Here is a 12,278-nt window from a genome sequence, read left to right as displayed (position 1 = left end):
CGGATGAGCTCGGTATCGGCCGTTTCCTTGGGGTTGTTCGCGGCGGTGCGGCTGGCGCTTGGCCGAGCCGACGGTGCCGTGCTGGTGCCTGGGGACCGGCAGACTATCGTTCGTAGCTTCTGGTCGATCGCGTTGTGCGTGCCGCCGGTGATCTGCCGATTGCTGATGTCCTGGTCTGATACCGGGATCCCGGCCGATGCGGCGCATCTGCTCGGCCGGGAGTTGATCATCTTCGTGCTGGGCTGGCTGGTGTTCGTGGAAGTCACCTACCGGCTGGCGCCGGTGATCGGCCAGGCGGAGCGGTGGGGCCGGTTCATCGCGGTGTGGAACTGGTGCAATGTGATCGAGGGCGTGCTGGTCATCGTCGGCGGGATTCCCGGCGTGCTGGGGGCTCCGCCGGTGGTCGATCAGGCGTGCGAACTGATCATGATCGGCTGGGCGCTATGGCTGGAGTGGTATGCGACACGCCTCGCCTTCGGGGTGGGGCGGATGACGGCGGCCTGGCTGGTGCTGCTGGATCAGTCGATCGGGATCATGCTGGCGTCGCTGGCGATGCTGCTCAGTCCCTGACTCGTGAAGGGGCTGTCCGCGTAGCCGACGCCGATCAGGGTCAGGCCCTCGGGTGGCGCGGTCGGGCCGGCGGCCGCTCGGTTTTTGGCTTCCAGCGCGGTCGTCATGCGCTCGATGGGCCAGCGGCCCTCGCCGACGAGCTTGAGGGTGCCGACGAAATTCCGGACCTGATGGTGGAGGAAGCTGCGGGCTTCGGTCACGACCTCGATGACGTCGTCCTGGCGGGTGACATCCAGGCGGTCCAGCGTGCGGATGGGGGATTTGGCTTGGCAGGATGCTGCCCGGAATGACGTGAAATCGTGGCGGCCGAGCAGGCGCTGGGCGGCGGCGTGCATGGCGGCGGCGTCGAGCGGGTGGGGGACGTGCCAGACTCGTCCGGCCAACAGTGCAGGGCGGGTGCGGCGGTTGAGGATGCGGAAGCGGTAGGCGCGCCGGTTGGCGGAGAAGCGGGCGTTCCAGTCGTCCGATACTGCCACGGCGTTCAGCACGACGACGGGATGTGGCTTCATGTGGTAGTTCAGGGCGTCGCGGATCGCTTTGGCGCTGTGGGCGTTGGGCAGGTCGATGTGCGCGACCTGACCCTCGGCATGGACTCCGGCGTCGGTGCGGCCGGCGACGATGCTGGCGACCGGTTGGCCGGCGTTCAGGTGCGCGGCGGCCTGTTCGAGGACTTCCTGGACGGACAGGCCGTTGATCTGGCGTTGCCAGCCGACGAACGGGGTGCCGTCATATTCGAGCAGCAGCGCCCAGCGGGTCATGATCCGACCACGGTACCCGGCGGGACCGGGTGGCCGCGCAGGAAATCATCCGCGGAGAGGGCCGAACGGCCGGGAAGCTGGACTTTGGTGAGTCTGATGGCGTGGTGGCCGCAGGCGATGGTCAGCGTGTTGTCGAGAACGGTTCCGGGTGTTCCTGAACTGGTCGAGAGTTTGGCGGCGAGGATTTTCAGCGGGCTGCCGGCGAGGGTGGTGAACGTGCCGGGCCATGGGTCGAACGCTCGTATCTGGCGGTCGATGGTCTCGGCTGGTTGGCTCCAGTCGACCCGGCCATCTTCGCGGGACAACTTGGGCGCATAGGTCGCGTCGGCGTCCGGCTGCGGTGTTGGCGGCGTCGGGGAGGCGAGGGCGTCCAGGATCAGATTCGCGCCGATCGCCGCCAGGGTGTCGTGAAGGGTGGCGGTCGTCGTCTCCAGTGTGATCGGGACGCCCTGGCGCAGCAGCATGGGGCCGGTATCGAGGCCGGCCTCCATCTGCATGATGGTGATGCCGGTTTCCGAGTCGCCCGCCAGAATGGATGCCTGGATCGGTGCGGCGCCTCGCCAGCGTGGCAGCAGGCTGGCGTGGATGTTGAGGCAGCCGCGTTTCGGGGAGTCCAGCATGGCCTGCGGCAGGATCAGGCCGTAGGCGGCGACGATGGCGGCGTCGAGGTCGAGCGCGGCGAATGCGTCCTGCGCCGCCGTGTCGTTGCGCAGGCGGGCGGGGGTGCGAACGGGTAGGCCCAGATTGTCGGCCGCGGCATGCACCGGGCAGCGGCGTATCGCCTGGCCTCGGCCAGCGGGGCGGGCTGGCTGGCAATAGACCGCCGCGATGTCGTGGCCAGCATCGCGGAGCGCGCGCAGGGCGGGAACGGCGAAGTCCGGACTGCCCATGAAGGCGATGCGCACGGTGCTAACGGGTCCGTTCGTCTTGCTTCAGCCGCTGCTCCTTGGCGAGCCTGCGCATGATCATGTTGCGCTTGAGTGGGGACAGGTGATCGACGAACAGGACACCGTCCAGGTGGTCGATCTCATGCTGCAGGCAGGCGGCCAGCAAGCCGTCGGCCTGTATTTCGCGCTTAACGCCGGCCTCATCGAGATAGCGGATTTTCACGCGTGCCGGACGCGTGATATCGGCGTATTGGCCGGGCAGGGACAGGCACCCTTCTTCTCGGGTTGCGCGTTCCTCGCTGGTCGCGAGGATTTCGGGATTGATCAGGCTGTAGGGCTGCTTCTTGTCGTTCGGCATCAGGTCGATCACGATCAGGCGCAGGCTCTCGCCGACCTGCGGTGCGGCCAGGCCGATCCCGGGGGCCTTGTACATCGTGGCGAACATGCGGGGGATCAGATCGCGCACCCGATCGGCGTCGGCGGGCTTCACCGGCCGGGCGCGGGTTTTCAGGATCTGATTGGGCGCGATCAGGATCGGCAGCAGGTCGTGGACCGTCGAATTTGTGTCGGTGCTCATGGTCTTGCAGCATCTAGCGGTGCGGTCGCCGCCAATCAACATTGTCCCGCTGTCTGCCGGCGGTGAGCGCCTGATCCCCCTTGCAACTCGGGGCGTGGGTGCCAAGATGTTTTGACGCCGGGATGCCTCGATAGGGTTCCGGCATTCGCTTCGCTCGTTGGAGGGGGCCGTGACGACCCGCATGTTTACCTCGCCGCTTTTCCTGGGTTTCGACCACCTTGAGCAGATGCTTGAGCGTGCATCGAAGACGTCATCCGACGGTTACCCGCCGTACAACATCGAGCAGATAAGCCCGACTGGGCTTCGCATCACGCTCGCGGTTGCCGGGTTTACCATGGATGACCTGCAGATCACTCAGGAGGACAACCAACTGGTCATCCGGGGACGGCAGACAGACGACAGTCAGGGCCGGATTTTCCTGCATCGGGGGATCGCGGCGCGACAATTCCAGCGGTCATTCGTGTTGGCCGAGGGGATCGAGGTCAAGGGTGCGTGGCTGGACAATGGCTTGCTTCATATCGATCTGGCCAAGCCGCAACCCGAGGTGCGGGTGAAGACGATACCCATCACACGCAACACCGCTGCTACGGTCTTGCGGCCGAACGGGGCGGAATTGGGTGCCGTGGTGGAGAGCAAGGCGGAATGACGAGACAGTTTGTGCCTTCGGACACATCCGGAGCCACAGCATAGACAGCGCTTCGAAAGGCTGTCGCAAGTGAGGAGTACAGAACGATGAATATGAACTCAGGCGACCCGATGGACGTTGGAACCGTTCCCGCGCAGGAAGTCGTGGCGTTCGATGTGCGGCATCTGTCGGAACAGCAGCTTGCCGCCCTTGGGGTTTCGCACATCGCCTATGTGAAGCCGGTGATGGTGAATGGTGTGCAGGGCTTCGCGATCCATGCCGCCGATGGAACACCGATGGCGGTCGCCGGCGACAGGGAGGTCGCGGTGGCGGCGGTCATGCAGCATGAGATGCTGCCGCTTTCGGTTCACTAGGACGCGAACGATACGGGTGGCGCGAATGCCACCCGCGATCGTTTCAAGGCCGAGCTTTTAGAAGGTCCCGGATTTCCGTCAGCAGAACTTCGGATTTGGTCGGGGCGGCAACGGCATCCTGCCTGACGCTGAGTTTGGTCAGGGCCTTGACGATCCAGAAGATCGCGAAGCTGACGATCAGGAACTGAATGATCGCATTGATGAAGAGTCCGACATTGACGGTGGCGGCGCCGGCTTTCTGAGCGTCCGCCAAATTGGCGTAATGCTGGCCGTTCAGCGGGATGAAGAGGTTCGAGAAATCCAGTCCCCCCGTCAGCAGGCCCAGAAATGGGTTGAACACATCCTTGACGAGGCTGCTGACCACGCCGGTGAAGGCCACGCCGATGATGAGGCCGACTGCCAAGTCGACCACGTTGCCCCGCATGATGAATTTGCGGAATTCGGATACCCAGGACGGTGTTTTGGGTGGCAGCATGGTGTTTAGTCCTCCAGAAATGGAAGCGTCGGACGCCGAGCGCGTTTATTCTGGCGGAAAATTCACGATTGGGCGACAGGGGTCAACCGTTTCGGCTACGACTCGCGCTGCTGTGTTCGCATCAGGACCCGATGACGAAGCTCTGCACCAGGCTTCCGGCGACGAGACGCCAGCCGTCGATCAGCACGAAGAAGATCAATTTGAAGGGCAGGGAGACGGCGGTCGGCGGCAGCATCATCATCCCCAGGCTCATGAGCACGCTCGCGACGACGATGTCGATGATCAGAAAGGGCAGAAACAGCAGGAAGCCCATTTCGAATGAGCGGCGGAGCTCACCGATGACGAAGGCCGGCACCAATGCGCGCCAGGGGACCGACGCCGCATCCGGGGACGGCGGCAGGTGTCCGAGGTCCAGAAAGAAGCGGAGGTCTTCGTCGCGGACATTGTCGGTCATGAAGGCATGGAAAGGTTCGGTTGCCAGCCGTAATCCCTCCACTTCCGAGATGCGTCCCTCCGTCATCGGCTGGATGCCGTTGATCCAGGCCTGGTTCATCGCCGGTTCCATCACGAAGAACGACAGAAACAGGGCCAGTCCGATGAGGACGACGTTCGGTGGGGTTCCCTGTGTGCTGAGCGCATTGCGGAGGAGCGACAGCACAATGACGATCCTGGTGAAGGCCGTGGTCATGACCAGGAGGCTCGGGGCCAGCGAGAGGACGGTGATCAGGACGGTGAGCTCGACGATGCGCGCGGTTGCTCCAGCCTGGCCGGCGGCGCCGAGATCGATGTTGACGGATTGCCCGTGCCCGATCACGGGAACCAGGAGCAGGACGAGGATCCAGGCGGAAAGCTTCATGGATCCTGCATCCAGCCGACCACCAGGTCCTGCCCGCCACCGGTCAGCAACACCACCTGCCGTTGGCCGCATTGGACGAGGTGGATGCGCCGGCGCGGGTCCAGGGCGATGGATTCGCGCAAGATCAGTGTTCGCCCGGGGCGGGACTGCGCCCGCCAGCCACTGACCTGGAACAGTTTGGCCGCGGCGCCGATCAGTGCGATCACGCCGATCAGGACACCACAGACCAGCAGCAGGGTCTGCGGGTTCATTCGGGCATGCCCGCGATCTCTGTCTTCAAGGCATGGATGCCTGCATCTGTTCGCATGCATCCATTTGGCGACCTGGAAATGAATAAGTCCTTAACGACCGCGATTAACCTTTTGTTCAGTTTTCTTCGCCAGAGTGTGGCCATGGACCCCACTCAGATCCCTCTGTTCGATCTGGCCGAAAAGCGGCTGACGTGGACGGCACAGCGGCAAAGCGTGCTGGCGGCGAATATCGCCAATGCCAACACGCCGGGGTTCCAGGCCAGGGATGTCGAGTCGTTCGCCAATGTGCTGGCTGGCAGCGTGCCGATCGAGCCGGCGCGGACGCAGCCCGCGCACATGGCCGGGACGGTGCCGACGGGTCTGGCCTCGCTGATCACCGATCCCCCCGAGGCGCGGGCGCTCGACGGCAATTCGGTCAAGCTGGATCAGCAGTTGACCGAGGTGGCCGATACGCAAACCACGCAGTCGTTGGTGACGAGCATCTGGAAGGAATACATGGGGATGTTCAACACGGCTCTCGGCAAGTCGAGTTCGTGATGGCAGGCGATCTCAACCAGGCGCTGAACGTTTCGGCCACAGGAATGGATGTGCAGACGACACGTCTGCGGGTGATCGCCGAAAACCTGGCCAACGCGGATACGACCGGGTCGACGCCGGGTGCGGATCCCTATCGGCGGAAGACGATCACGTTCGAAAGCGCGATGGACCAGACGGCGGGCGTGGATACGGTGCAGGTCAAGAACATCGGCGTCGACGACAGCGATCTGCCGCTGCGCTACGACCCGGCCAACCCGGCGGCCAATGCCCAGGGCTATGTGAAACTGCCGAATGTCAACACCTTCATCGAGGTGATGGACATGCGCGAGGCGGAACGGTCCTACAGTGCCAACGTGTCGGTCATGCAGGCGACGCGCAGCATGCTGAACAAGACGATCGATCTGCTGAAATGACCCAGATCCCCACAATGGTCATTACGCCGTCTTCGGCGGCGGAGGCTTATTCCCGTACCGCTGGCGGCGCTATCTCCGGCGGCGCTTCGGAAAGCTTCGGATCCGCCGTCGAACAAGCCTTGGGTCAGGCCGTGCAGACCGGTCATACGGCGGACGATCAGGCGATGACGGCGCTGAGCGGTGGGGGCAATCTGACGGACGTCGTCACCGCGCTGTCGCATGCCGAAATGACCTTGCAAGCGGCCACGGCTATTCGCGACCGCGTAGTGCAGGCGTACCAGGATATCATGAAGATGCCGATCTGAGCCATGAGCGAACTCGATGTCGCTGCGCTGATCCATGACTGCATGATCGTGACCATGAAACTCAGCTTTCCAATACTTGGGGCCGCGCTGGTCGTGGGCTTGCTGGTTTCTTTTGTCCAGGCCATTACCCAGATCAACGAGGCCACATTGGCGTTCCTGCCGAAAGTGGTGGCGATCGGGCTCGCCCTGATGATGCTGGGCCCGTTCATGGCAGCGACTTTAACGGGCTTTTCGCACAGGGTCTTCGACAGGATCGTCGCTATCGGTGGGTCTTGAGCCCGACGTTAGCCGCTCTACTGACTTGGGCACCCGCCTTTGCGCTGGTGCTGGCGAGAGTGGGGGCGGCGATGGCGCTGCTGCCCGGCGTCGGGGAGACGTCCGCGCCGGCGATTGTGCGGATCGGTTTGGCTTTGAGCATCACGATCCTCTTGCTGCCCGAACTGCGGCCGCTGATGCCGCCGGTACCGGACGCCGGTTTGAGCATGGGTTTGATGGTCGCCGGCGAAGTCGTCACAGGGCTCTGGTTTGGCTGGGTTGCCCGGATGATCGTCCTGGCGTTGCCGATTTGCGCGCAGTTCATTGGCTATCTGATCGGACTATCCAGCGTGCTTCAGCCTGATACCGAACTTGGCGCGCAATCGGGCGCGTTGGGGACGCTTTTTGAGATGGCGGCACCGGTATTGCTGCTGGCATCCGGGTTGTACCGATTGCCTCTGATCGCACTGGACGGGTTGTTCCGGCTGATTCCACCAGGGCACATGCTGCCGGCCGCGGACAGTACCCAGATCGCCATACACGCCGTTGGTACCGGGTTCAGCCTGGCGCTGCAGCTTGCCTCGCCGTTCGCGGTGATCGGGGTTGTCTGGCATGTCGCCATTGGCCTGATCGGGCGGATCGTGTCACGTATGCAAATTTATTTCGTGTCGATGCCGGGGCAGATCATGGCAGGGCTTGCCTTGCTGATGCTCACTGGGAGCACGATTATTCTGGCCTGGCGCGGCGGTACGCAAGCGTTCTTCATCGCACTCCCGGGCGGCGGTTGATCGGTGGCGGGGGAAGACGAAGCCGGCGGTGACAAGACGGAGGCGGCGACCCAAAGACACCTGGATCAGGCGCGGGATGAAGGGCAGGTGCCGGTTTCCCGGGAGGTGGCGACATTCGCCAGCATGGCTGCCGTGGTATTGGTTTTGGGCTTTCAGTTACAAACCTGGCTGCGGCATTTGTTGCCTGACCTGATCATATTCCTGTCGCGTTCGGGTGAGACAATCATGCCGGATGCAGGCCTGCTGCGCCTGACATCCCTTGGTGTATTGGGCGTGATTGTCCCGGTTCTCTGTGCTGCCCTGTTGGCTGGCGGTGCCAGCGTGGTGCTGCAGACCAAATTCCTGCTCAATCTGGGTGGTCTTCAGCCGAAGGTCTCGCGGGTCAGTCCGGCCGCCGGTCTGAAACGTCTGTTCGGCTTCAACGGTCTCGTGGAAGTCGTGAAATCCCTGGGCAAGCTGGGGCTGCTCGTCACAGCGATGTGGATCGCGATCAGGGGCGATTGGTTCGGGTTGACGCGTTTGCCGTGGCAGGATCCCCACAGCTTGCTATCGGCGATTGTTCGGCCGGTGTTTCACATTTTCATCGCAGCCGTGTGTATCCAGGGGATCGTGGCGGCCGCGGACCTGATGTGGGTGCGTTTCCGCCACGCACGTGACATGCGGATGAGTAAGCAGAGCATTCGCGACGAATTAAAGGATACAGAGGGAAATCCACACATCAAGGCGCGGATACGCCGTATTCGCGTGATGCGGGCTCGCCGGCGCATGATGGCCAAAGTTCCCGCGGCGACGGTGGTGGTCACCAATCCGACGCACTACGCGGTCGCCCTTGCCTATGATCGGGTAAACAATCCGGCACCCCGGATCGTGGCGAAGGGGGCGGATTCCCTGGCTGCCCGGATTCGGGAGATCGCGGAGGCCAACAACGTACCTGTCGTTGCCAATCCGCCGCTTGCGCGTGCGCTGTATCGCCTCGACATAGATACTGAAATTCCAGCGGAGCACTATAAGGCCGTGGCCGAGATCATCGCCTATGTCTGGCGTCTACGCCGGCCAGGACAGGCAGTCCTGTGATGCAAGGCAGTATTTTTCGAGTTGTCGGGGAATTTGGACCCGCATAGGGCTTTCCCGACTCGGCTGCCAAAGGCGATCCTTGTTGTGGATTACGCGTCACCGCCGCCCGCGCCTCTCGATTGGGATGGATATGCGGGAGGACGACGCTTTCGTTCGTTAAAAGTTCTTGCTCTGTGTGAAGGCCTAGAACATAGTGAATACAAAGGTTAATGGGGCGCGGAAAGCCTCAAGCTTGCACACGTATTGGTTGCATGTAAGCATCCTATGCGTGTAAAGCAGATAAAGACGCCTGCGGTGATATCCAACCAAGGAATCTGCGGAATGGAAAAGAATAAGGCGCTCGACGCCGCGATGGCACAGATCGAACGAGCCTTTGGCAAAGGGTCGATCATGCGCATGGGCGCACGGGCCGGGGACGAGCAGATCGAAGTGATCCCATCGGGTTCGCTCGGCCTTGATTTGGCTGTTGGAATTGGTGGCCTGCCGCGCGGCCGCATCATTGAGATTTATGGTCCAGAGAGTTCCGGCAAGACGACCTTGGCGCTGCATGCGATAGCGGAGGCGCAGCGGCGTGGTGGAACATGTGCGTTTGTCGATGCCGAACACGCTCTGGATCCGACTTACGCGCGCAAGCTGGGCGTGGATGTCGACAATCTGTTGATCAGCCAGCCGGACGCAGGCGAGCAGGCGTTGGAGATCGCCGATACCCTGGTCCGTTCAGGTGCGGTCGACATTCTGGTCGTGGACAGTGTCGCGGCGTTGGTGCCGCGGGCGGAGTTGGAAGGAGAGATGGGTGACAGCCACATGGGCTTGCACGCCAGGCTTATGAGCCAAGCGCTGCGCAAGATCACGGGCAGTGTCAGCCGCAGCAACTGCATGCTGATCTTTCTGAACCAGATCCGCATGAAGATCGGTGTGATGTTCGGAAACCCGGAGACGACCACCGGCGGTAACGCCCTGAAGTTCTATGCGTCGCTCCGCCTGGAAATCCGCCGTATCGGGCAGATCAAGGAGCGTGATGAGGTCGTGGGCAACCAGACCCGCGTCAAGGTGGTCAAGAACAAGCTGGCTCCGCCATTCCGCCAGGTCGAGTTCGACATCATGTACGGCGAAGGCATCAGCAAGGTCGGTGAACTGCTCGATCTTGGCGTGAAGGCTGCAATTGTGGAAAAGTCCGGCGCATGGTTCAGCTACGACAGTCAGCGCATCGGACAAGGGCGGGAGAACGCGAAGCAGTTCCTCCGCGAGCATCGGAGTCTCGCGGACGCTATCGAGGCGAAGGTGAGGGAGCATTCCGGCGTCATCGCGAACACGATGCTTGCGGCCCCCGATGATACCGAGGAAGCCGAAGCGGCTGAATGATGCGCTTCTGCCGGATGTCGCGCTGACAGACGGCGACCATGAACTGATCGCGGCCGCGAATGCGGTGTTGGAAGAGCATTACCGGCCGTTCTGGCATATGGTGGCGGCCGCGATCCGGTCCCGGGATGGTCGAATTTGGACCGGCCTGCATATCGGAACGACAGTCGGTCGATTGTCCATCTGTGCGGAAGCTGTGGCCTTTGGGCGGGCGCTATTGGATGGAGATGGCACGATCCAAACGGCGGTAGCTGTGCGGCATCCGAAGCCGGAAGAAGAGAACCGCGAACTGGCAGTCGTTCCGCCGTGCGGTGCTTGTCGGGAGATGATCTTGGATCATGCTCCCGATGCGATGATTATCGTCAAGGATGCCGATGTCCTGATAAAGCTCCCGATCCGGACGCTGCTGCCTGTTCCCTACCGGCGTTAGCCGGATTCAGGTTGCCCCGCCGTTACGGTGCGAGAATTCGGTTTCGGCGCTGGTCATAAATTCCAGCAAAGCGGTCTGGCCGTCCTCGGTCGCCCGTTTGGCACGCAGGATGGCGTTCGCGACATCGCCCGGGTCGGCAACCCGTTCTGACCAGGCGCCTAGATCCTTGGCAAGATCGGCATATTTGCCGCCTAGATCCCGTGCCTTATGTTTTTCGTGAGACAGCTTCATGTGGGGAATTTCGATGGCCATGGTGCTGTTATTCAGCACGATCGTGAGGCTCGGAATCCCCGCCCGGACGGCGGTCTCGAGGTCAAGGCCGGTCATCCCAAACGCCGCATCGCCCATGAAATTGACGCAGAATTTGTTGGGCGCGGCAACTTTGGCACCGATAATCAGCCCTAAGCCGGTTCCGAGCTGATGCGATTTGCCCCAACCTAAATAGCCCCGCGGCCGCGTCGCCCGGTAAAACGGAAGCAGTTGATCGCGGGGACTGCCGGAATCATGGGTCACGATCGCTTCGGCGGGATCGACCACGCGCATGAACTCGGACATGACGCGATAGGGGGTCATCGGGGTTTCGGAACTGTTGAGCTTGACATGCCAACGGGCGAGCCATGCCTCTCGCTCCGCCGCGAGTTCGGCCGCCGGGGATCGGTTGAGACGCTTGCTGCCCAGGCGGTCTTTAACCGCGGCGATCAAGCTTATCAGGACGAGTTTGGCATCCCCCAACAGAGCAACCTCGGTCTGGTATGACTTATGCAGATCGCGCGGGTCATTGGTTGCATGGATGATCGGGACGTTCGGAGGCAGGGCTGGGGTTGTCAGGGGGTGTTTGGTGAATCCGCAACCGATCCCGAAGATCAGGTCCGTTTTCGTGTGGAGGAAGAACCGGCCTGGCCCGCTGAACGTGTTGCCACCCGAACCAAGAGCCAAGGGATGATCCTCGGGAAATGCGCTCTTCCCATCCACGGTCGTCATTACGGGCGCTTGCAGGAGATTTGCGAGTTCGGTGAGTTCGTCAGACGCCTCCGCATACAGGACGCCTTGTCCGGCGAGGATCATTGGATGCGACGCTGCGAGCAGCAATTTGGCTGCCTCGTCGACGTCCCGGGTGTTGGGTGCTGAAATAGTCGGACCGATCGGCCGGTAAGATTCCGCGTCGTTCCCGGCGTCGAGATCCACGATGTCTCGGGGGACTTCGACCATAACCGGTCCCGGCCGTCCATTTTTCAGCGCATTGAACGCCCGCCGCATCGCGTCTGTCGTGGCGTGCGGGACCACGATTTCCTCCACCTGCTTGGTGACCGAGGCATAGGTTCGACTGGACCGGAACGTGGGAAAGACCTGAGATTGGTCGCGGGCGTGCGCGAGCGGCAGGAACAGGACGGGGACACTGTCGGAGAATGTCGTGGCGATGCCGGGAAAGGCATTCTCGGACCCGGGGCCATATTGCATCATGAAGATGCCCGGTGGTTTGCCGTTAGTCACCCGCGCGAATCCGTCAGCCATATCAACACCGACCCGTTCCTGCCGGCAGATGATAGGACGGATGCCGGCGGCGACCGCATTCTCGATCAGGGATGTCGTCGGGAAGCAAAAGAGTGTGGACACACCTTCCCGTTTAAGGATTTCTACGATGGCATCCGCGGTTCGCATTGGACGTCCCCTTGCCTTTCTTTACCGACCGCCAGCGTAGGCGGTGCGGTGGCGAAGGGGAAGACGCGCGGCTGCTGACTACGGA

Annotated in this window: 18 protein-coding genes; 11 read left to right on the top strand and 7 right to left on the bottom strand. The window is 62.3% G+C overall.

Annotated features, from left to right (window positions below):
- Positions 1-570: hypothetical protein (locus tag GSQ89_RS02415; RefSeq protein WP_216855973.1), on the top strand; the 570-nt coding region annotated here is incomplete at its 5' end.
- Here GSQ89_RS02415 and truA read toward each other — a convergent pair.
- From truA to def, 3 genes are read right to left on the bottom strand one after another with little or no spacing between them, the layout of a single operon-like run.
- Entirely contained in the window at positions 519-1,328 is an 810-nt protein-coding gene (truA, locus tag GSQ89_RS02410; protein ID WP_158921643.1) for a tRNA pseudouridine(38-40) synthase TruA, read from the bottom strand. The genes GSQ89_RS02415 and truA overlap by 52 nt on opposite strands.
- The gene (gene fmt / locus GSQ89_RS02405) at positions 1,325-2,233 is read right to left on the bottom strand and encodes a methionyl-tRNA formyltransferase (RefSeq protein ID WP_158921641.1); all 909 of its coding nucleotides are present in this window, start codon (positions 2,231-2,233) and stop codon (positions 1,325-1,327) included. The genes truA and fmt overlap by 4 nt, the downstream gene beginning before the upstream one ends.
- A gap of 4 nt (positions 2,234-2,237) precedes the next feature.
- Positions 2,238-2,792: a peptide deformylase gene (gene def / locus GSQ89_RS02400; RefSeq protein WP_158921639.1), complete on the bottom strand. Its 555-nt coding sequence runs from the start codon at positions 2,790-2,792 to the stop codon at positions 2,238-2,240.
- 169 nt (positions 2,793-2,961) lie between these two features.
- On the opposite strand from def, the gene GSQ89_RS02395 reads away from it, so the two are divergent.
- Together GSQ89_RS02395 and GSQ89_RS02390 are read left to right on the top strand one after the other, a co-directional pair.
- The gene (locus tag GSQ89_RS02395; RefSeq protein WP_158921637.1) at positions 2,962-3,438 is read left to right on the top strand and encodes an Hsp20 family protein; all 477 of its coding nucleotides are present in this window, start codon (positions 2,962-2,964) and stop codon (positions 3,436-3,438) included.
- A gap of 86 nt (positions 3,439-3,524) precedes the next feature.
- The gene (locus tag GSQ89_RS02390) at positions 3,525-3,791 is read left to right on the top strand and encodes a DUF1150 family protein (RefSeq protein WP_254073043.1); all 267 of its coding nucleotides are present in this window, start codon (positions 3,525-3,527) and stop codon (positions 3,789-3,791) included.
- Positions 3,792-3,834: 43 nt separating this feature from the next.
- Here GSQ89_RS02390 and mscL read toward each other — a convergent pair whose 3' ends face one another.
- The 3 genes from mscL to GSQ89_RS02375 all read right to left on the bottom strand — a co-directional run bounded on the left by mscL (position 3,835) and on the right by GSQ89_RS02375 (position 5,373).
- On the bottom strand, positions 3,835-4,266 hold the full coding sequence (mscL, locus tag GSQ89_RS02385; protein WP_158921635.1) for a large-conductance mechanosensitive channel protein MscL: 432 nt from the start codon (positions 4,264-4,266) through the stop codon (positions 3,835-3,837).
- Positions 4,267-4,387: 121 nt separating this feature from the next.
- A complete protein-coding gene (gene fliP, locus GSQ89_RS02380) occupies positions 4,388-5,122 on the bottom strand; it encodes a flagellar type III secretion system pore protein FliP (RefSeq protein WP_158921633.1) in 735 nt (244 codons plus the stop codon).
- Positions 5,119-5,373, bottom strand: coding sequence for a flagellar biosynthetic protein FliO (locus tag GSQ89_RS02375; protein ID WP_158921631.1), 255 nt, complete (start codon positions 5,371-5,373; stop codon positions 5,119-5,121). Before GSQ89_RS02375 ends, fliP begins: the two co-directional genes overlap by 4 nt.
- 141 nt (positions 5,374-5,514) lie before the next feature.
- On the opposite strand from GSQ89_RS02375, the gene flgB reads away from it, so the two are divergent.
- From flgB to GSQ89_RS02335, 8 genes are all read left to right on the top strand, one after another.
- A complete protein-coding gene (gene flgB / locus GSQ89_RS02370; protein ID WP_158921629.1) occupies positions 5,515-5,910 on the top strand; it encodes a flagellar basal body rod protein FlgB in 396 nt (131 codons plus the stop codon).
- Positions 5,910-6,323, top strand: a complete 414-nt coding sequence (gene flgC / locus GSQ89_RS02365; protein WP_158921627.1) for a flagellar basal body rod protein FlgC — start codon at positions 5,910-5,912, stop codon at positions 6,321-6,323. The genes flgB and flgC overlap by 1 nt, the downstream gene beginning before the upstream one ends.
- Entirely contained in the window at positions 6,320-6,628 is a 309-nt protein-coding gene (locus tag GSQ89_RS02360) for a flagellar hook-basal body complex protein FliE (RefSeq protein WP_254073042.1), read from the top strand. Before flgC ends, GSQ89_RS02360 begins: the two co-directional genes overlap by 4 nt.
- 3 nt (positions 6,629-6,631) lie before the next feature.
- Positions 6,632-6,904 carry a flagellar biosynthetic protein FliQ gene (locus GSQ89_RS02355; protein WP_158921625.1) on the top strand — a complete coding sequence of 91 codons (273 nt, stop codon included), beginning with the start codon at positions 6,632-6,634 and terminating at the stop codon, positions 6,902-6,904.
- The gene (locus GSQ89_RS02350) at positions 6,901-7,671 is read left to right on the top strand and encodes a flagellar biosynthetic protein FliR (protein WP_158921623.1); all 771 of its coding nucleotides are present in this window, start codon (positions 6,901-6,903) and stop codon (positions 7,669-7,671) included. The genes GSQ89_RS02355 and GSQ89_RS02350 overlap by 4 nt, the downstream gene beginning before the upstream one ends.
- A 3-nt stretch (positions 7,672-7,674) precedes the next feature.
- The gene (gene flhB, locus GSQ89_RS02345; protein ID WP_158921621.1) at positions 7,675-8,745 is read left to right on the top strand and encodes a flagellar biosynthesis protein FlhB; all 1,071 of its coding nucleotides are present in this window, start codon (positions 7,675-7,677) and stop codon (positions 8,743-8,745) included.
- A 321-nt stretch (positions 8,746-9,066) separates the two neighbouring features.
- A complete protein-coding gene (gene recA / locus GSQ89_RS02340; RefSeq protein WP_158921918.1) occupies positions 9,067-10,107 on the top strand; it encodes a recombinase RecA in 1,041 nt (346 codons plus the stop codon).
- Positions 10,076-10,534 carry a cytidine deaminase gene (locus GSQ89_RS02335; RefSeq protein ID WP_158921619.1) on the top strand — a complete coding sequence of 153 codons (459 nt, stop codon included), beginning with the start codon at positions 10,076-10,078 and terminating at the stop codon, positions 10,532-10,534. The genes recA and GSQ89_RS02335 overlap by 32 nt, the downstream gene beginning before the upstream one ends.
- Before the next feature lie 6 nt (positions 10,535-10,540).
- Here GSQ89_RS02335 and GSQ89_RS02330 read toward each other — a convergent pair whose 3' ends face one another.
- Complete coding sequence (locus GSQ89_RS02330) at positions 10,541-12,193, bottom strand: thiamine pyrophosphate-requiring protein (protein WP_158921617.1); 1,653 nt, start codon at positions 12,191-12,193, stop codon at positions 10,541-10,543.
- Positions 12,194-12,278: the final 85 nt, after the last annotated feature.

This window comes from Acidisphaera sp. S103 (assembly GCF_009765975.1).
Lineage (GTDB): Bacteria > Pseudomonadota > Alphaproteobacteria > Acetobacterales > Acetobacteraceae > Rhodopila.
This window is presented reverse-complemented; position numbering and strand designations above follow the sequence as displayed.

What these genes read in the sequence shown, in the direction of transcription:
- truA (WP_158921643.1), bottom strand. Translation starts at nt 1,328, where the DNA reads ATGACCCGCTGGGCGCTGCTGCTCGAATATGACGGCACCCCGTTCGTC.
- def (WP_158921639.1), bottom strand. Translation starts at nt 2,792, where the DNA reads ATGAGCACCGACACAAATTCGACGGTCCACGACCTGCTGCCGATCCTG.
- GSQ89_RS02390 (WP_254073043.1), top strand. Translation starts at nt 3,525, where the DNA reads ATGAATATGAACTCAGGCGACCCGATGGACGTTGGAACCGTTCCCGCG.
- mscL (WP_158921635.1), bottom strand. Translation starts at nt 4,266, where the DNA reads ATGCTGCCACCCAAAACACCGTCCTGGGTATCCGAATTCCGCAAATTC.
- fliP (WP_158921633.1), bottom strand. Translation starts at nt 5,122, where the DNA reads ATGAAGCTTTCCGCCTGGATCCTCGTCCTGCTCCTGGTTCCCGTGATC.
- GSQ89_RS02375 (WP_158921631.1), bottom strand. Translation starts at nt 5,373, where the DNA reads ATGAACCCGCAGACCCTGCTGCTGGTCTGTGGTGTCCTGATCGGCGTG.
- flgB (WP_158921629.1), top strand. Translation starts at nt 5,515, where the DNA reads ATGGACCCCACTCAGATCCCTCTGTTCGATCTGGCCGAAAAGCGGCTG.
- flgC (WP_158921627.1), top strand. Translation starts at nt 5,910, where the DNA reads ATGGCAGGCGATCTCAACCAGGCGCTGAACGTTTCGGCCACAGGAATG.
- GSQ89_RS02360 (WP_254073042.1), top strand. Translation starts at nt 6,320, where the DNA reads ATGACCCAGATCCCCACAATGGTCATTACGCCGTCTTCGGCGGCGGAG.
- GSQ89_RS02355 (WP_158921625.1), top strand. Translation starts at nt 6,632, where the DNA reads ATGAGCGAACTCGATGTCGCTGCGCTGATCCATGACTGCATGATCGTG.
- recA (WP_158921918.1), top strand. Translation starts at nt 9,067, where the DNA reads ATGGAAAAGAATAAGGCGCTCGACGCCGCGATGGCACAGATCGAACGA.
- GSQ89_RS02335 (WP_158921619.1), top strand. Translation starts at nt 10,076, where the DNA reads ATGATACCGAGGAAGCCGAAGCGGCTGAATGATGCGCTTCTGCCGGAT.
- GSQ89_RS02330 (WP_158921617.1), bottom strand. Translation starts at nt 12,193, where the DNA reads ATGCGAACCGCGGATGCCATCGTAGAAATCCTTAAACGGGAAGGTGTG.